Below are 18,046 nucleotides of genomic sequence, written 5' to 3' on the forward strand. Positions count from 1 at the left end.
ACAGCCGGGACCAAGACCTGATGAGCCTATTGCCGACAATGCTGGAGCGGATCGCCCGTGCCCGTGTGGATCTGAGGATGGGATTGCCGGTGATCCTGACCACCGGCGACACTGCCATCCTTGCCATTGCGGTCGAAAGCCTGAGCCCCGAGCGCCTCGCCGATCTGCGCGCACTCGGGCCGGTGTCACTGGCGCTGACGGCGCGGCGCGCGGCAACGCTGAAGGCGCGTGTCTATGACGAGGACATCGCACGGGTCACGGTGCCCGCAGATTTGGGCCTGACCTGGATACAGGCGCTGGCTGATCCGGCGGATGATTTGCAAACGCCCATGAAGGGGCCGCTGACCAGTGCCCGCAGTGGCGATGCAACGCTGCCGCGCCTGGCCATCGCGCTGGTGAAATCCGCACGGCTTCTACCCGCCGCCGCTTATGTCGCGCTGGACAACGCCGGGGATTTTGCGCTCCAGCACGATCTGACCCTGCTGCCCCGCGCAGTTGCCGAGCCCCTGTTGAACACAAGTTCGCCCCTGCATCCGGTCGCCGCTGCGCGCCTGCCGGTGGAAGCCTCCGAGGCCGGACGCCTGCATATCTTCCGCCCCGAAGACGGTGGCGAGGAACACTATGCCATCGAAATCGGTCGCCCGGATCGCAGCAAGCCTGTGCTCGCCCGACTGCATTCGGCCTGTTTCACCGGCGATGTGCTGGGCTCGCTCAAATGCGATTGCGGACCGCAGTTGCGCGGTGCGCTGGCGCAGATGGGGACCGAGGGCGCGGGCGTTCTGTTGTATCTCAATCAAGAAGGGCGCGGGATTGGCCTCGCCAACAAGATGCGCGCCTATTCCCTTCAGGATCAGGGCTTTGACACGGTGGAGGCCAACCACCGACTGGGGTTCGAGGATGACGAGCGCGATTTCCGTCTTGGTGCCTCGATCCTGCGCGAATTGGGATTCGCCTCCGTCCGCCTGATGACCAACAACCCCGGCAAGATCGCGATGATGGAGAAAACCGGCATCACGGTTGCAGAACGGGTGCCGCTCAAGGTGGGAGAGAACGACTTCAACCGCCACTACCTCGCGACCAAAGCCAGCAAGTCGGGTCACATGCTATGACGCCTGCGGATCTGGTGCTGACGCCGAAGGGGCTGCGGTTTATGGGACGGGTGTTTCCCTGCAGCATCGGCAAAGGGGGCATCTCATCGAACAAACGCGAAGGCGATGGCGCCACGCCGGTTGGCATCCACCGCGTTGTCGGCATGCTCTATCGCCCTGATCGCATCACCGCGCCACAGGATTGGGCGACGCCGATTCTCCCCGGCGATCTGTGGTCGGATGACGGGGCGGCGCCGGATTACAACCACATGGTGCGCGCGCCCTACGCCTATAGCCACGAGACCCTGCGCCGCACAGATCCGCTCTATGATCTGGTGCTGCTCACCGATTGGAACTGGCCCAACTCCGTCAAGGGGCGCGGCTCGGCGATTTTCCTGCATCAATGGCGCCGGCCCGGGTATCCAACAGAAGGCTGCATCGCCTTTTCACGCCAGACCCTGCGCTGGATTGCCGAGCGTCTGCACCCGGGTGCGCGGGTCATCGTGCGCTCACGCTGAATAGGCGCGCTCGCCAAAGATCGCGGATCCGACCCGTACATGGGTGGCTCCGAGTGCGATGGCGCTCTCGAAATCGCCGCTCATGCCCATCGACAGACCGCTCAGCCCGTTGCGCGCGGCGATCTTGGCGAGCAGGGCAAAATGCAGGCTTGGCTCCTCATCCACCGGCGGGATGCACATCAGCCCCTTGATCGGCAGGTCGAGCGTGCGACACTCCTGGATGAAACCATCGGCGTCCTTGGGCAGGATACCCGCTTTCTGCTCTTCTTCACCGGTGTTGACCTGAATGAACAGCTCCGGGCAATGGCCCAGCTCCTGCGCAAGCCGCGCCAGCGTGGTGGCAAGCTTTGGGCGATCCACGGAGTGAATGGCATTCACCAACTCCATCGCCTGCCGCGCCTTGTTGGTTTGCAACGGGCCAATGAGGTGCAGGTCCACATCCGGGAATGTCTCGCGAAATCCGGGCCATTTCCCGGCCGCCTCCTGCACGCGGTTCTCGCCAAAAATCCGGTGCCCCTCTTCCAGCACCGCCTCCACACGTTCGTTGGGCTGGACCTTGGACACGGCAATCAGGTTCACCGAACCGGGGGCGCGCCCGGCGGCAGCCTCGGCAGTGGCGATACGGGATTTGATCTCACTCAGCGACATCTCGGCCTCATTTAGCTAGGGGGCTGTTTGGCCGGACAAAACACTGTTTGCGCACAAAAGAAAAGGGCGAGCTCCGAAGAGCCCGCCCCAAGAACACTGTGGTTCAGATCGGCTTAGAAGGAGAACTTCACGCCGAGGTCTGCCAGGGTGTTTTCGGAGGTGTCGCGTGCGATACCGCCTGCCAGGGTGACGCCGCCACCCAGACCGTGGGTGAAGCCCAGGCCGTAAGCGGTTTCGGAGGAGTCCAGACCACCACCGGAAACAACAGCTTGGATCGCGGTTGCGGAGGAGATCTCGTAGTTGATGGACGCACCGTAGGCGAGGTCACCGGAAACGCCGCCGGCGTCAAAGATGTCGCCGTCGCCGAGGATTACGGAGTAACCCAGAGCACCTGCGGAACCAGCAACGTTCAGGATGTAGTAGTCACCTGCGTTGTCGTCGTCACCGTAAGCAGCAGCAATGGTCATGCCGTTTGCCAGGGTGTAGCCCAGACCGATCTGGAACTCTTCGTTGGCTGCAACAGCTGCGGAACCTGCGGAACCGGGAGTTGCGGCAACAGCTGCCTGAGCGCGGGTCTCGGTGTAGGACAGCGATGCGGAGAAGTCACCAACGTTGTAGCGAGCTTTGATGGTGGTCGCGTCCGCGTCACCTGCGCCGAAGCCGCCGATGTCTGCTGCGGTGTCGTACCACACGGAGTTGTGCTCGATCAGGGCGGTCAGACCGATGCCGTAACCGTAGAAGTCAACCTGGTCGCCGGAGTCGAAAACGTCGGAGACGTTACCAACGTCAACACGCAGACCGCCGTAGGACACTGCGAAACCAGCTGCGCCCGGGCCACGACCGGAGATGTCGTTGGCGTGGGAGTCTTCGTTGGCTTCGAGACGGAAGCGAGCTTCCAGTTTCACGCCAGCGTCGGTTTCCGCGATGCCGGTGATGTTGACGCGCATACGCTGTTCGATGCGGGTCTCGTCAGTTTGAGCTTCGTTGTAAGCCAGACCAAAACGTGCGGAGCCGCCGATGGTCAGCTCTGCTGCTGCGACGCCTGCGGTCGCGACCAGTGCGGTCGAAGCGAAGAGAATCTTTTTCATGGTTTTCCCTCGGGTTTGAATTTCCAAAGAAGCAATCGGCTGACGCCACTTCGCTCCTCAAGTACGCACATCCTCTCGCTCGAATTGGGGTCGTGAAGCAAGCGCGCGCTGAAAGGGGAAAACCTTTCATCAACAAATTGATGCATCGGTGCCACAGTCGATTTCGGCGAATATCCCGTCAAAGCGCAGCAGCAGCGAGTCTATTAAAGAATAGGCTTGTTGGCGCATGCCCGCTTGTCTAGGAGTAGTCCAACTGGAAAATCAGGAGCGGGCCCGGCCAAAATGCGTGGTATAAAGACCTTTATCCTTCTTTCGTCACTGGCTTTCGTGGCGTCCTGCGGTGCCTTTCGGTCGCTGGACACCGGCACCGAGGTCAATGATGCCGACACCATCGTGCTGGCCGGCGAGGGTCGCGAAGCGCGCGAAGATCGCACCACGATCTGGGAGGCCTTTGGCCCGCGCAAGAGCGAACAGCGCGTCCAGGTGAATCGCTACCTCTGGGCTGCGAGCCTTGATGTGCTTGATTTCCTGCCGGTTCAGTCCGTCGATCCCTTCACCGGCGTCATCATCACCGGCTATGGCACGCCCCCCGGTGGCGGCCGCGCCTATCGCGCAACGATTCACATCAAGGACCCCGCCCTTGAGGCGCGCGCCCTCAATGTCGCGCTGCAAAGCCGCGGCGGCGCCGTGAGCGCGGAAACCGCCCGCGCGGTCGAAGATGCGATTCTGTCCCGCGCGCGTCAGCTACGCATGGCCGACAAGAAGATCTGACGCCTGCGCACTGGAACCCAATAGAAATTACACGTATCAGAAGCGCCGGGTCTAAAGCCCGGCGTTTTTAGTCAAAGGACCGCTCACATGTCGCGTTACGAAGCCTCGGACATCGAAGCCAAATGGCAAAAAGCCTGGGAAGAGGCCGCCATTTTCCAAGCGAAAGAAGATCACGACAAGCCCAAGTACTATGTGCTTGAGATGTTCCCCTACCCGTCGGGCAAGCTGCACATGGGCCATGTGCGCAACTACACGATGGGCGACGTGATTGCGCGCTACAAGCTGTCCACCGGCCATAACGTGCTGCACCCGATGGGGTTTGACGCCTTTGGCATGCCTGCGGAAAACGCCGCGATGGCCTCGGGCGGGCACCCCAAGGACTGGACCTATTCCAACATCGACACGATGGTCGAACAGATGAAGCCGCTGGGCCTCTCGCTCGACTGGTCGCGCATGTTTGCCACCTGCGACCCGGAATACTATGGCCAGCAGCAGGCCTTGTTCCTTGATTTCCTTGAAAAAGGTCTGGTCTACCGCAAGAACGCCGTGGTCAACTGGGATCCCGTGGACATGACCGTTCTGGCGAACGAGCAGGTCGAGAACGGTCGCGGCTGGCGCTCCGGTGCGCTGGTGGAACGGCGCGAACTGACGCAGTGGTTCTTCAAGATCTCTGACTACTCGGATGAACTTTTGCAGGCGCTCGACGGGCTGGAGAACTGGCCCGCCAAGGTGCGCCTGATGCAGGAAAACTGGATCGGCAAGTCCCGCGGCTTGCAGTTCAGCTTTGAGCGCACCGATGGGGAAGAGGCGATCGAGGTCTATACGACTCGCCCAGACACGCTGATGGGCGCGAGCTTTGTTGGCATCTCGCCCGATCACCCGATTGCCAAGCAGCTTGAGGCCGAATCGCAAGAGGTTGCAGAGTTTGTCGCCGAATGCCGCAAGGGCGGCACCACCGAAGAAGCGATCGAAACCGCCGAAAAGCTGGGCTACGACACCGGCCTGCGGGTCAAGCACCCGCTGGACCCGAACTGGGAGCTGCCGGTCTGGATCGCCAACTTCATCCTGATGGACTACGGCACCGGCGCGATCTTTGCCTGCCCGGCGCATGACCAGCGCGACTTTGAATTCGCCACCAAATACGACCTGCCGATCATCCCGGTGATGGAACCGGTCGAAGGCGCAGGTGAGCTGACCGAAGCCTATGTGCCAACCAAAGCCGAGAAAGTCCGCTATGTGCGCGGCTTTGCAGGCGCCGAAGAACAAACCGGCGAAGAGGGTGTCAACACCGCCGTCGACAAGGCCGAGGCCGAAGGCTGGGGCGAAGGCGTCACCAAATTCCGCCTGCGCGACTGGGGTCTGTCCCGTCAGCGCTACTGGGGCTGCCCGATTCCCGTCGTCCACTGCCCCGACTGCGGCGTGGTGCCTGAGAAGAAAGAAAACCTGCCCATCGCGCTGCCTTATGATGAGGACGGCAAGGCGATTGATTTCTCGGTCCCCGGCAACCCGCTGGACCGTCACCCGAGCTGGCGCAACTGTGCCTGCCCCGCCTGTGGCAAGCCCGCCCAGCGCGAGACCGACACGATGGACACTTTCGTGGACTCTAGCTGGTATTTCGCCCGTTTCACTGCACCGCGCGCCGAGACGCCGACCGATCTGGAGGCGGCCAGCTACTGGATGAACGTCGACCAATACATCGGCGGCATCGAGCATGCGATTCTCCACCTGCTCTATTCGCGGTTCTTTGCCCGTGCGATGCAGATCTGCGGCCACCTGCCCGAAAGCGCCAAAGAACCGTTTGATGCGCTCTTTACGCAAGGCATGGTGACACACGCGATCTATGAGAATGCCGAGCGCAAGGACGACAACGGCCGCGCGATCTATCATTACCCGAGCGAGGTCGAGGAGCGCGACGGCGGTGTCTTCGTCAAGGAGACGGGCGAGCGGATCAAGGTGATCCCCTCCGCCAAGATGTCCAAGTCCAAGAACAACGTGGTCGACCCGCTGGCGATCATCTCCACCTACGGCGCTGATACCGCCCGTTGGTTTGTTCTGTCCGATTCGCCGCCCGAGCGGGATGTGGAATGGACGGCATCTGGTGCCGAAGCCGCCTATAAGCACCTGAACCGGGTCTGGAACCTCTGTGATCGCATTGGCGAGATGGACCCGGATGCCAAGGGCGAAGGCGACGAGGATCTCTTGCGCGAGATGCACAAGGCGATCCGTGATGTAACGCTGGGGGTCGAGAGCTTTGGTTTCAACGCCGCCATCGCCAAGCTTTATGGCTTCACCAACACGCTGTCGAAATCCAAGGCCAGTGCCGCGGTGCAAAAGCAGGCGATCAAGACCCTGGCGCAGCTGATGTCGCCGATGACCCCGCACCTGTCCGAGGATATCTGGGCACACCAAGGTGGCGAAGGTCTGATTGCCAATGCCCCCTGGCCGGTCGCGGATGAGGCGATGCTGGTCGAGGACACTGTGACCCTACCCATCCAGGTGAATGGCAAACGGCGCGGCGAGCTGACAGTGGCCAAGGATCTCGACAAGGCGGAGGTTGAAAAACTGGCGCTGGCGCATGAAGCTGTGCAGCGGGCGCTGGACGGTGCGGCGCCCAAGAAGGTGATCGTTGTACCGGGGCGGATCGTCAATGTCGTTGCCTGACCGACGCAAATTCCTGAAATTCACGCTGGCGCTGCCTCTTGGCGCCAGCCTCTCGGCCTGCGGGTTTGAGCCGGTCTATGGGCCAAACGGAGCGGGCACCGCCCTGCGCAACCAGATCGCGTTTCAGGCGCCCGAAACCATCGGCGCACCTCGCGACAGCGATGCCTACTACTTCGTCCGCCAGCTGGAGACACGTCTTGGCCGCGCGGGGGCGCCAGCCTATCGCATGGATCTGACGCTCGACACGGCCGAGGTCGGCCAGGCGATCACCGCCGAGGGCGACATCACCCGCTATTCGCTGACCGGCACCGCGGGCTACAGCCTCGTGCGCCTGTCGGACGGGCAGATCGTGGCCAGCGGCGAGGTCGAGAATTTCTCGGGCTATTCCGCCAGCGGCACCACTGTGCAGACGCTCGCCTCCGAGACCGACGCACACGAACGCCTGATGGTGATTCTGGCCGATCAGATCGTGACCCGGCTTTATGCGGTGCCCGGATTGGGCAGGACGACCGGCACATGAAACTCAGCCCGCGCGAGGCCGAGGGCTATTTCGCCCGCCCCGACCCCGGCAAGACCGGGCTGTTGATCTACGGCGCGGACGCGATGCGCGTGTCGCTCAAACGTCAGCAGATGCTGGCCGCCCTCCTTGGCCCTGCCGCCGAAGAGGAAATGCGCCTGACCCGCATGCCCGCAAGCGACCTGCGCAAGGATCCGGCCCGGCTGCTGGACGCGGTCAAGGCGGTGGGCTTCTTTCCCGGCATCCGCGCGGTGTTTGTCGAGGATGCCAATGACACCGCCACCCCGGCGATCACCGCCGCCTTGCAGGAATGGCAGTCGGGTGACGCGCAGATCGTGGTCACCGCCGGGCAGCTCAAGACGTCGTCCAAGCTGCGCAAGGCCTTTGAAACCCACAGCAATGCCTACGCCACGGGCATCTATGACGACCCGCCCTCGCGCGCGGAGATCGAGCGCATCCTGGGCGAGGCGGGCGTGCGCGATGTGCCCGGCGACAGCATGTCGGCGCTGACCGACATTGCCAATGAGATCGGCCCCGGCGATTTCTCCCGCATGATCGAAAAGCTGAGCCTCTACAAACACGGCGACAGCAGCCCGCTGACGCTGGAGGACATCGACGCGGTTGCACCGCAATCCACCGAGGCGGCGCTGGACGATCTGCTCAACGTGGTGGCCGAAGGGCGCAGCACCGAGATCGGCCCCGTGCTGCGGCGTTTGCAGGCGCAGGGCACCAATGCGGTCAGCCTTTGCATCGGGGCCACCCGGCATTTTCGCACGCTTTACAGCATCGCCGCTCATCCCGGCGGCCCCGCGCAGGGCATCGGGGGCCTGCGTCCGCCGCTCTATGGCAAGCGGCGCGACCGGATGCTGCGCCAGGCCCAGGGCTGGGGTGCGCAGAAATTGCAGAATGCGCTGACGATCCTGACCGACACCGACCTGCAGTTGCGCTCCGCCGGGCAAAGCGCCCCGGCGCAAGCGCTGACCGAGCGCGCCCTGATCCGGCTCGCCATGCTGGCCCGCTCCCGCTGATAACCATCCCGCGACGACGCGACGGCCAGCTTGACCTCTTTCGCAGGTGCAGCAAACCTGACTGCAACCGAGGAGGACACATCATGTACAAAGTGATCGGCAAGCCGATGACCCGCACGTTCCGCGTGCTCTGGGCGCTGGAGGAACTGGAACAACCCTACGAACTGGAGGATGCGGCACCGCAAAGCGCCGAAATCCGCGCCTACAACCCATCAGGCAAGGTGCCCGCCCTTGTGGTGGACGGCACGACCGTGAGTGATTCCGTGGCGATCATCACCTATCTCGCCGACAAGCACGGCGCGTTGACCGCGCCCGCCGGCACTTTGGCCCGCGCACGGCAGGATTCGGTCACCAATATGCTCAACGACGAGATGGATGCGCTTCTCTGGATGGCTGCGCGGCACAGTTTTGCCCTGCCGGAAGAACAGCGGGTGCCGGCGATCAAGGAGTCCTTGCGCTGGGAATTTGCCCGATCCGTCAGCCGTGTCGAGGCCCGGTTGACCGATGAATTCATCGCCGGCGACAGCTTCTCCATCGCCGACATCCTGCTCACCCATTGCCTCAACTGGGCCCGTGGAGCGAAGTTCGAGGTCGAGAGCGACGCGTTGCTGGCCTACGGCAAACGCATGCGCGCCCGCGAGGCGTTTCAGCGCGTGGCGGCGCTGTCCAAGTAACGCGCGGCGGCCTGCCCGGCCCAGCGCCCGGTCGCAAAACAGGCGGTCAGCAGATAACCGCCCGTGGGCGCATCCCAATCCAGCATCTCTCCGGCGCAGAACGTGCCGGGGAGCGCCTTCAGCATCAGCCCCTCGTCCAGCGCATCGCGCCGCACGCCGCCCGCGGTGGAGATCGCCTCGTCCATCGGGCGCAGCCCGGAATGACGGATCGGCAGATGTTTGATGACAGCGGCCAGCGCTTGTGGATCCTGTGGCAAGGGGCGGCCAAATTCCTGCAACAGCGCCAGTTTCACCGGCGCGAGCTTCAGCACCCGCCGCATGTGGTTGGACCAGCTGGCCTTCCCGCGCGGCTTGGCAAGACGCGCCGCCAGCGCGGCCTCGGTGAGATCGGGTGCAAGATCCACATGCAACGGGTACCCCTGGCGCAGCGCCGGGGTCAACGCATAGAGCCCGCCGCCCTCAAGCCCCCGCCGCGAAAGCGTCGCCTCGCCGCGCCCCCGCTGCGTCCCGACCTGCCAGGCCACGGCCTTGAGCGCGGCGCCAAAATGCGGGGCCATGTGATCACTCCAGTTAACCGAGAGCGCGGCATTCGAGGGCTGAAATGGGGCCAGCGCCACGCCGCGCGCCGCCAGCATCGCCGCCCAGGCGCCGTCGGACCCGAGCCGCGCCCAGCTGGCACCGCCCAGCGCCAGAACCGTCGCGCGTGTAGAAATCCGCTCTGGCCCGGCGGGCGTGTCGAAGGACAGGTGCTCATCCTGCCAGCCCGTCCAGCGCCACCCCAGCTGCCGCGTGACACCACCGCCATCCAGCGCCGCCAGCCAGGCCCGCAGCAGCGGCGAGCCTTTCATCACGCTGGGAAAGACACGCCCGGTCGAGCCGGTGAACAAATCCTGCCCCAGCCCCCGGGCCCAGTCCTGCACGGCGCGGGCATCAAAGGCGCGGATCATCGGCGCGAGCCACGCCTCGGCCTCGCCGTACTGCGACAGCAGCGTCTCGACAGGTTCGTCCTTGGTCAGGTTGAGGCCGGATTTGCCCGCCATCAGGAATTTGCGGGCGGGCGAGGGCTTGGCCTCCACCAACAGCACCCGATGCCCCATCCGGGCGATCTCGCCCGCCGCCATCAAACCGGCCGGGCCGCCCCCGATCACCACCGCATCCCAATCTTGCATACGACTTTGCCTTTTGCTGTCCCTGCCGCATCTTGACCTGCGTGCTTTCATAATTCGTGACCGACCATGCCCGATCAGACCACCGACCCCACATGCCCGCTCTGCAACCGGCCGATCCCGCCGGACGTCCCGCAGAGCCTGCATCACCTGGTGCCAAAACTCAAAGGGGGCAAGGGCGGACCGACGGTGCTGTTACACCACATCTGCCACAAGGAAATCCACGCCACCCTCAGCGAGGCGGAGCTGGCCCGTGACTACAGCACCATCGCGGCCCTGCAACAGCACCCGAGACTGGCGAAGTTCATCGCCTGGATCCGCAAGCGCCCGCCCGCCTTTACCTCCCGGGTGCCGGGAACCCGGCGCAAACGCTAGCGATGGTCCGGCACGCGGTCGCAGGCCTGCAAGATGGCGCGGGCCACGTCCGGCGCCGCACTCAGGGACGGCTCCACAAGGGATGCCGCCACGGACATCAGATCCTCCGGGGCGACAATGCGGTCGATCAACCCGTAGTCATAGGCCTCCTGCGCAGAGAGTTTCTGCCCGGCCGCCAGCACCATCTTGGTCCGCGCCGGTCCGATCAGCGCCCGCATCCGCGCCGCATCCGAGGGCTGCGGCAGGTAGCCAAGCTGCATCACCGGATAGAAGATCTTTGCGCCCGGCACCGCGATGCGGATATCGCAGGCCAGCGCCATGCCATTGGCGCCACCGGCCAGCGTGCCGTTCAGGGCCGCGACCTTCAGGCATGGCATCGCCGCAAGCGTGCCCGACAGTTCCTCCCACAGCGGCGAGGTCGCCAGGCCGGCCCGGGCAGCGTCCAGATCCGCCCCGGCGCTGAACACCTTGCCGGTGCCGGTCAGGATCACCGCACGCGCGTCCTGTGCTGACCGCAATTCCGCGATCAGCCGCTCCAGCATCTCCGGCGTCAGCGCATTGGCCTTGTCCGGACGGTCAAGCCGCAGGACCAGGCAGCCGCGCGCGTCCTGATGGCTCTCGATCATATCAGACCAACCCGCTTGCGAATCCCCTCATCCCGCAGGGAGATCTCGGTCCCGACAAAATCGTCCGCATCCGCGCTGCACATCCACAGCAGCGTGCGCGCCGGCCATTCCGCCGGGATATGGTCCTCCCAGTCCAGCTGGCTGACCGGGTTGATGCCGCTGGCCTTGATCTCGCGCTGCATCTGCGTGGCCACGGTGCCCGGCGACAGCCCCATGACGCGGATGCCGTTGGCAGCCTCTTCGAGGTGCAGCGCCTGCGTCAGCATCGCCGCCCCGGCCTTGGAGGTGCAATAGGCGCTCCAGCCTTCCAGTGGTCGTTGCGACGCCCCCGACCCGATGGTCAGAACCGAGCCACCACCCGCCGCCTTCAGATGCGGCAGCCCTGCCCGCATCATGTTGAACACACCGGTAATATTCACATTAATGAGCTGCGCCCAGGCATCAGGCTCTGCCTGCTCCAACCGAGAGATCGGCTCGATCATGCCGGCGTTGCAGATCAGCACGTCGAGACTGCCAAAAACCGCATGCGCACGCGCAAAGGCGGCGTCGACCGCGGCGTAATCCGCCACGTCACAGGCCAGTGCGAGCGCTTTTTCGCCGATCTCCTGCGCCAGCGCCTCCAGCGCCTCTACGCTGCGGGCCAGCAGGACCACATTTGCCCCGGCGGCGGCAAAAACCCTTGCTGCATCCGCCCCGATGCCGCGACTGGCGCCGGAAATCACGACCGTTTTATCTCTGAATTCCATAAATTCTCTCCCAACCTATGTTTTCTTCTGTGTTAATCTGCCTTGGGGGGAACGGTCCAGTCATTGGCTCCCTTGACCGTCGGTGCAAGAGCGGAGAGGTTCGCCCCAATTCTTCGCTAGGAAAGGTTCTTCTATGTCTGTTTCTCTAATTCGTGGCCTGGGTTTTGTTGCCCCCGTAATGCTCGTAGCACAGGCGGCACATGCCGACCTGAGCGCCCAGGAGGTCTGGTCGGACTGGAAGGACTACATGTCCAGCACCGGCTATGAGGTCACCGCGTCGGAAGACCTCTCCGGCAACACCCTCACCGTTTCCGACATCAAGATGTCGATGGACATCGAGGGCGATTCCTTTGGCATGACCATGGGCACGCTGGAATTCGTCGAAAACGGCGACGGCACCGTCAATGTGGTGATGCCGGGGGAATTCCCAATGGCCTTTGACATCAATGCCGAGGGCGAGGCGATCACCGGCACGCTGCTCTATACCCACGACGGCAGCCCGATGGTGGTCAGCGGCGATGCCTCCGAAATGGAATACAGCTACGCCGCCGCCACCGGCGCCATCACGCTGGCGGATCTCGAAATCGACGGCGAGGCGGTGCCCTCCGACATCGCGGCGCTGACGATCAACGTGACCGACCTCGACAGCAACACGGTGATGAAGATCGGCGACGTCCGCGCCTACACCCAGTCGATGACCATGGCCGCGCTGGCCTATGATTTCATGTTCCAGGATCCCGACAGCGATGACGGCGCCAAGATCGACGGCGCCATGCAGGGCCTGGAATTCACCGGCGACGTGACCGTGCCCGACATCGCAGATCCGACCGATGTGGCGGCGATGCTGAAGGCCGGCATGGCCTATACCGGCACCTTCACCTTCGAGTCCGGCAACAGCAATGTCAAAGGCGCCGACGGGTCTGATACCTTTGAGATGCAGACCTCCTCGCAGGGTGGAACCTTCGACATCGGCCTCAGCCCCGATGGTCTGGCCTATGATGTCACCCAGTCCGACACCACCCTGAACCTGATGGGGTCCGACATCCCGTTCCCGATCGCGCTCAGCATGGAAGAACTGGGCGTCAACTTCGCGATGCCGCTGACCAAATCCGACGAGGAACAGGATTTTGCCCTTGGCCTGGCGCTGCGGGAATTTGCGGTTCCGGAGATGCTCTGGGGTCTGATCGACCCGACCGGCGAGCTGCCGCATGATCCGGCCACCCTGGTTGTGGACATGTCGGGCACCGGCAAACTGTTCTTTGACCTCGTGGACGAAGAGCAGATGGCTGTGGTCGAAAGCGGCGAGGAAGCCCCGGGCGAGCTGAACTCCGTCACCATCAACGAAGTGCTGCTCTCCGCGGCTGGCGCTGAACTGACCGGCACCGGGGCCTTCACCTTCGACAACTCCGATCTGGAGAGCTTTGACGGCATGCCCGCGCCCTCCGGCGAGGCGAACCTGAAACTGGTCGGCGCCAACACCCTGATCGACAAGCTGATCGGCATGGGCCTGATGTCCGAGGATGACGCCATGGGTGCGCGCATGATGATGGGCATGTTTGCGGTTCCTGCCGGTGATGACACGCTGACCTCGAAGATCGAAGTGAACGACGACGGTCACGTGCTCGCCAATGGCCAGCGCCTGAAATAACCTGCGGCCCGCGGGCCTGGTTGCACAGATGAAGGGGCTGTTCCTGAGCGGAGCAGCCCCTTTTTATGGTGCACAGCCCTTGCGGTGACCCTGCTGTCTGGCTAGCTCTTTAGCATTGCCGCCCACGAGTGAAGGTGCCCATGACACACACGCCCGAAACCCTCTGCCACGCCCTGCTTGATGCTGCCCGCAAGGCCGGCGCCGATTCCGCCGATGCCATGGCTGCCGAGGGCAGCTCCCTCTCGATCGAGGTGCGCGACGGCACGCTGGAGCATGCGGAACGCTCCGAAGGGGTGGACATCGGGCTGCGTGTGCTTGTCGGGCAACGACAGGCGCAGGTCTCCTCCTCCGACACCCGGGCCGAAACCCTGACCGCCATGGCAGAACGCGCCGTTGCCATGGCAAAGGAAGCACCGGAAGATCCCTATGCCGGCCTCGCCACGGCAGAGCAACTGGCGCAGGGCTGGGATATTGGGGCGCTTGAAATGGCCGACCCCAGTGCGGAGCCTGCGCCGGATCAGCTGCAACAGGACGCGCTCTCGGCCGAGGCTGCCTGCGCGGCCATTGATGGGATCACCCAGGTCCAGTCCGCCGCCGCTGGCTATGGGCACCATGATATTCACCTGGCGGCCAGCAACGGGTTTTCAGGCGGCTACGCCCGCACCAGCCGTTCGATCTCCTGCGTCGGCATCGCCGGCACCGGCACCGGCATGGAGCGCGACTACGACGGCGATTCGCGGATCTTTCAGTCCGACCTGCGCGACGCGGGTGACATCGGTCGCACCGCCGGGGAACGGGCCATCGAACGGCTCAACGCCCGTCGCCCCAAGACCGGCGCCTATCCGGTGCTGTTTGACGAACGCATATCCTCATCGCTGATCGGTCACCTGCTCAGCGCCGCAAATGGCGCGGCAGTGGCGCGGGGCTCTTCCTGGCTCAAGGACAGCCTCGGCGCGCAGATCCTGCCGGACGGGCTTTCGGTGATCGAAGATCCCTTCCGCCCCCGCGCCACCGGATCGCGTCCCTTCGACGGCGAGGGCCTGCCCACGCAGCGCCGTGCGATCATCGACAACGGCATCCTTACCGGATGGACCATGGATCTGGCGTCGGCCCGGAAACTGGGGCTGCAGAGCACCGGCAACGCCGCGCGCGGCATCGGGTCGGTCCCGTCGCCCTCGAACTGGAACATCGCGCTCACGCAGGGCGACCGGTCCCGCGCCGACTTGTTGCGCGACATGGGCACCGGGCTGCTGGTGACCTCGATGATCGGCTCCACCATCAACCCCAACACCGGGGATTATTCGCGCGGGGCTTCCGGCTTCTGGGTCGAGAATGGCGAAATCGCCTATCCCGTCAACGAGGTGACCATCGCCGGCAACCTCCTCGACATGCTGAAAACGCTGGTGCCTGCAAATGACGCGCGCATCTATCTGTCGCGGGTGGTGCCATCGCTGCTGGTCGAAGGGATGACCCTTGCCGGAGACTGATCTGACGCTCCTCATCACCGCCGCCCAAAAGGCAGGCGAGATCGCGGGGCAGTTCACCGGCACCGTCGCGAAGAAATGGGACAAGCCCGATGGCGCCGGACCGGTCACCGAAGCCGACCTGGCGGTGAACCGCTATCTGGAGGACCACCTGCGCGCGGCCCGACCGGATTATGGCTGGCTGTCCGAGGAAAGCGAGCACGATCCCACCCGCCACAGCCGCGAACAGGTCTTTGTGATCGATCCCATCGACGGCACCCGCAGCTTTGCCGACGGGTCCCGCACCTGGGCGCATTCGCTGGCGATCGTGAAAGCCGGGCAGCCGGTCGCGGCAGTGGTCTATCTGCCGCAGCGCGACCTGCTTTATGCCGCCGCGGCAGGGGCCGGGGCGACCTGCAATAACCTCGCCATCACCGCCAGTGCCGCCGACGACAGCGATACCGCCCATGTGCTCAGCGCCAAACCGACGCTGGAGGCGCAGCACTGGACCAATGGTGTCGCGCCCGGCTTTCGGCGCAGCCACCGGCCCTCGCTGGCCTATCGCATGTCGCGGGTGGCCGACGGCACCTATGACGCCATGCTCACCCTGCGCCCGACCTGGGAATGGGACATCGCCGCCGGGGTCCTGATCCTTCAGGAAGCGGGGGGCGTCGTCACGGACCGCAGCGGTCGCGCGATGATTTTCAACCGTCCGGACGCGTTGCAGAACGGCGTCGTTGCAGGCAGTGGCGCCCTGCATCGCCAGCTGCTCTCTCGTCTGGTCTACAGCGCGGAGGCGAATGGGCGGTAATGCCCTGGCGCACGGAGGAACACAGGCCCATTGGCACCGCCCGCATGACCCGCCCCGAAGGGGAACTGGTCTGGGCCCATGCGACCACGCAGGAACGGTTGCTGGGGTTGTGCGACGTCGGCAACCGGCTGAAATCGAACCGCCCCGATCTGATGATGATGCTGACCTGGGAGGACGACATGCGTCCCTCGCAGCTGCCCGAAGGCTGCGACATCGCGCTGGGGCCGCTGACCGTGGAGCAACCCACGGAGATCCGCAGTTTCCTGGACAATTGGCGGCCCGATGTCTGTATCTGGACCGGCGGTCGCCTGCGCCGGTTGTTGATGCGACAGCTGCGGGAACGCGCGCTTCCCTCCTTGCTCGTCGACATCGATGTGGACGAGCTGCCGGGACGGGCGTCACGCTGGCTGCCGGACCAGCGCCACCGGCTGCTGAACGGGTTTGCCGAGATCCTGGTGCCGGGTCGTGATGTCACCGAGCGGCTGAAACGGGCGGGCGTTCCCGCCGAGCGTATTCGGTCCTCGGGGCGGCTGTTCCAGTCCAGCACCCCGCCCGGCTGCAATGATGATGAACTTGCACAATTGCAGACCCAGCTCAGCAGCCGCCCGCTCTGGCTTGCGGCCCATCTGTCCCTGACCGAACTGTTGCCGATCCTCTGCGCGCATCGCGCCACCCTGCGGCTGCTGCACCGGCTGCTGCTGGTGATGACGGTCGACACGCTGGAAGATCTCGATGCGGCGCGCAGCCTCCTGCGCAAGGAGGGGCTGAACTTTGCCGACTGGGACATGGGCGAAGAGCCCGAAGACCACACGCAGGTGATCCTCGGCCTGTCGGAGGATCTGGGGCTCTGGTATCGCCTCTGCCCGCTCTGTTTTCTCGGCAACAGCCTGATCCGTGGCGCCCAGGGCAGCAATCCGCTGGACGCCGCCGCGCTTGGCTCTGCCATCCTGCACGGGCCGGGCACGGTCTCTCATGCGCAGGCCTATCATCGACTGGCCGCCCTGGGCGCGGCCCAGCGCATCTACGGCGAAGAAGAGCTCTCCGAGGCGGTCTACCGCCTGTCCTCACCGGACCGCGCCGCCGAAATGGCGCTTGCAGGCTGGCAGGTGGTGACCGAAGGTGCGGTGATGACCGACACTCTCCTCGACCGGGTCCAGGACCTGCTGGATCAAAGCGAAAACGCCAATGCGACCACCTGAATTCTGGAACAAGGCCCCCGGGGATTTCGACCTGCGCGCCTGTCTGCTGTCCCCGCTGGGCCGGCTCTATGCGCATGGGACCGCGACCCGCCTGCGCAAGGGGGCGCCGGTGCGGGTGCCGGTCCCGGTGATCTGCGTCGGCAACCTCAATGCGGGCGGCACCGGCAAGACCCCGACCGTCATCTGGCTGATGGAGCAGCTGGGCGCGGCCGGGCATACCGTGCACGTGGTCTCGCGCGGGTACGGTGGCCGGCTGGAGGGGCCGGTGCAGGTCGACCCTTCCCGTCACAGTGCCGCCGATGTGGGCGATGAGCCGCTGCTGATGGCGGCCTTTGGCGAGGTCTGGGTCGCCAGGGACCGCGGCACCGGTGCCAAGGCCGCGGCGGCGGCGGGCGCAACCGTGATCGTCCTGGATGACGGCTTCCAGAACCCGGCGGTGGCAAAGGACTTTTCCGTCGTGGTGGTGGATGCCCAGCGCGGCTTTGGAAATGGGCGTTGCCTGCCCGCAGGCCCCCTCCGCGAGCCGGTCGAGGTCGGCCTGCGCCGGGCGGATCTGGTACTGTCGCTGGGGCCGGACAGCGCGCAGGAGAACTTCCTCAAGGTCTGGAGCCCGTCACTCACCGTTCCGCATGCGCTCGGTCATGTCGCCCCGCTGCCCACGGGCATGCCATGGCAGGGCACCCGCGTCCTTGCCTTTGCGGGGATCGGGCATCCGGAAAAATTCTTTGCCACTTTAAGGGAGCTGGGGGCAGAGCTGTGCCGGGCCGAAGCGCTTGACGATCACCAGACACTGGCCCCCGCCCTGCTGACCCGGCTGGAACAGGAGGCCCGGCTGCTCGGGGCGCAACTGGTCACCACCGAAAAAGACGCCGTGCGCCTGCCGCAAAGCTTTCGCCAGAAGGTCATTACCCTGCCGGTCCGCCTTCAGGTGGCGCAGCCCGACCTGATCCTGACCCCGCTGAAACAGATCGCGCCGCCCCCCGGCTGAGGGAGCGGCGCGCCTGTCATCTTGCGGGATC

The 18,046-nt window shown here is 64.7% G+C and carries 18 protein-coding genes; 13 read left to right on the top strand and 5 right to left on the bottom strand.

What is annotated here, in order from left to right; all coding sequences use genetic code 11:
- Nucleotides 1-20: 20 nt before the first annotated feature.
- Both ribA and ACXAF5_RS18950 read left to right on the top strand, forming a co-directional pair.
- On the top strand, nt 21-1,109 hold the full coding sequence (gene ribA / locus ACXAF5_RS18945; RefSeq protein WP_474947755.1) for a GTP cyclohydrolase II: 1,089 nt from the start codon (nt 21-23) through the stop codon (nt 1,107-1,109).
- Entirely contained in the window at nt 1,106-1,606 is a 501-nt protein-coding gene (locus ACXAF5_RS18950; protein ID WP_474947756.1) for a L,D-transpeptidase family protein, read from the top strand. Before ribA ends, ACXAF5_RS18950 begins: the two co-directional genes overlap by 4 nt.
- Here ACXAF5_RS18950 and ACXAF5_RS18955 read toward each other — a convergent pair.
- Both ACXAF5_RS18955 and ACXAF5_RS18960 read right to left on the bottom strand, forming a co-directional pair.
- Complete coding sequence (locus tag ACXAF5_RS18955) at nt 1,598-2,254, bottom strand: YggS family pyridoxal phosphate-dependent enzyme (protein ID WP_474947757.1); 657 nt, start codon at nt 2,252-2,254, stop codon at nt 1,598-1,600. The genes ACXAF5_RS18950 and ACXAF5_RS18955 overlap by 9 nt on opposite strands.
- Before the next feature lie 113 nt (nt 2,255-2,367).
- Nucleotides 2,368-3,342, bottom strand: coding sequence for a porin (locus ACXAF5_RS18960; RefSeq protein WP_239368044.1), 975 nt, complete (start codon nt 3,340-3,342; stop codon nt 2,368-2,370).
- 282 nt (nt 3,343-3,624) lie between these two features.
- Between ACXAF5_RS18960 and ACXAF5_RS18965 the strand changes: the two genes are divergently transcribed.
- The 5 genes from ACXAF5_RS18965 (at nt 3,625) to ACXAF5_RS18985 (ending at nt 8,993) form a co-directional block, all read left to right on the top strand.
- Complete coding sequence (locus ACXAF5_RS18965) at nt 3,625-4,113, top strand: DUF3576 domain-containing protein (RefSeq protein WP_239324584.1); 489 nt, start codon at nt 3,625-3,627, stop codon at nt 4,111-4,113.
- Nucleotides 4,114-4,200: 87 nt separating this feature from the next.
- On the top strand, nt 4,201-6,774 hold the full coding sequence (gene leuS, locus ACXAF5_RS18970) for a leucine--tRNA ligase (RefSeq protein WP_474947758.1): 2,574 nt from the start codon (nt 4,201-4,203) through the stop codon (nt 6,772-6,774).
- Nucleotides 6,761-7,294 carry an LPS assembly lipoprotein LptE gene (gene lptE, locus ACXAF5_RS18975; RefSeq protein ID WP_239368038.1) on the top strand — a complete coding sequence of 178 codons (534 nt, stop codon included), beginning with the start codon at nt 6,761-6,763 and terminating at the stop codon, nt 7,292-7,294. The genes leuS and lptE overlap by 14 nt, the downstream gene beginning before the upstream one ends.
- Entirely contained in the window at nt 7,291-8,319 is a 1,029-nt protein-coding gene (holA, locus tag ACXAF5_RS18980) for a DNA polymerase III subunit delta (RefSeq protein WP_474947759.1), read from the top strand. Before lptE ends, holA begins: the two co-directional genes overlap by 4 nt.
- Before the next feature lie 83 nt (nt 8,320-8,402).
- A complete protein-coding gene (locus tag ACXAF5_RS18985) occupies nt 8,403-8,993 on the top strand; it encodes a glutathione S-transferase family protein (protein ID WP_474947760.1) in 591 nt (196 codons plus the stop codon).
- On the opposite strand, the gene ACXAF5_RS18990 is transcribed toward ACXAF5_RS18985, so the two are convergent.
- The gene (locus tag ACXAF5_RS18990) at nt 8,966-10,162 is read right to left on the bottom strand and encodes a TIGR03862 family flavoprotein (RefSeq protein WP_474947761.1); all 1,197 of its coding nucleotides are present in this window, start codon (nt 10,160-10,162) and stop codon (nt 8,966-8,968) included. The two genes, ACXAF5_RS18985 and ACXAF5_RS18990, sit on opposite strands and share 28 nt — an antisense overlap.
- Nucleotides 10,163-10,228: 66 nt before the next feature.
- On the opposite strand from ACXAF5_RS18990, the gene ACXAF5_RS18995 reads away from it, so the two are divergent.
- Nucleotides 10,229-10,534: an HNH endonuclease gene (locus ACXAF5_RS18995; protein WP_474947762.1), complete on the top strand. Its 306-nt coding sequence runs from the start codon at nt 10,229-10,231 to the stop codon at nt 10,532-10,534.
- Here ACXAF5_RS18995 and ACXAF5_RS19000 read toward each other — a convergent pair.
- Together ACXAF5_RS19000 and ACXAF5_RS19005 are read right to left on the bottom strand one after the other, a co-directional pair.
- Nucleotides 10,531-11,160, bottom strand: coding sequence for an enoyl-CoA hydratase/isomerase family protein (locus ACXAF5_RS19000; protein WP_239368032.1), 630 nt, complete (start codon nt 11,158-11,160; stop codon nt 10,531-10,533). The two genes, ACXAF5_RS18995 and ACXAF5_RS19000, sit on opposite strands and share 4 nt — an antisense overlap.
- Nucleotides 11,157-11,906 (bottom strand): SDR family oxidoreductase, encoded by a 750-nt coding sequence (locus tag ACXAF5_RS19005; protein ID WP_474947763.1) that lies wholly within the window; start codon nt 11,904-11,906, stop codon nt 11,157-11,159. Before ACXAF5_RS19005 ends, ACXAF5_RS19000 begins: the two co-directional genes overlap by 4 nt.
- 133 nt (nt 11,907-12,039) lie before the next feature.
- On the opposite strand from ACXAF5_RS19005, the gene ACXAF5_RS19010 reads away from it, so the two are divergent.
- From ACXAF5_RS19010 to lpxK, 5 genes are all read left to right on the top strand, one after another.
- Entirely contained in the window at nt 12,040-13,554 is a 1,515-nt protein-coding gene (locus ACXAF5_RS19010) for a DUF2125 domain-containing protein (RefSeq protein ID WP_474947764.1), read from the top strand.
- A gap of 140 nt (nt 13,555-13,694) precedes the next feature.
- On the top strand, nt 13,695-15,041 hold the full coding sequence (locus ACXAF5_RS19015; protein ID WP_474947765.1) for a TldD/PmbA family protein: 1,347 nt from the start codon (nt 13,695-13,697) through the stop codon (nt 15,039-15,041).
- Nucleotides 15,028-15,828: a 3'(2'),5'-bisphosphate nucleotidase CysQ gene (locus ACXAF5_RS19020; RefSeq protein WP_474947766.1), complete on the top strand. Its 801-nt coding sequence runs from the start codon at nt 15,028-15,030 to the stop codon at nt 15,826-15,828. Before ACXAF5_RS19015 ends, ACXAF5_RS19020 begins: the two co-directional genes overlap by 14 nt.
- Complete coding sequence (locus ACXAF5_RS19025; RefSeq protein ID WP_474947767.1) at nt 15,828-17,027, top strand: 3-deoxy-D-manno-octulosonic acid transferase; 1,200 nt, start codon at nt 15,828-15,830, stop codon at nt 17,025-17,027. Before ACXAF5_RS19020 ends, ACXAF5_RS19025 begins: the two co-directional genes overlap by 1 nt.
- Complete coding sequence (gene lpxK / locus ACXAF5_RS19030) at nt 17,014-18,015, top strand: tetraacyldisaccharide 4'-kinase (protein ID WP_474947768.1); 1,002 nt, start codon at nt 17,014-17,016, stop codon at nt 18,013-18,015. Before ACXAF5_RS19025 ends, lpxK begins: the two co-directional genes overlap by 14 nt.
- Nucleotides 18,016-18,046 lie beyond the last annotated feature (31 nt).

The organism is Epibacterium sp. ABV4_022, assembly GCF_056159345.1.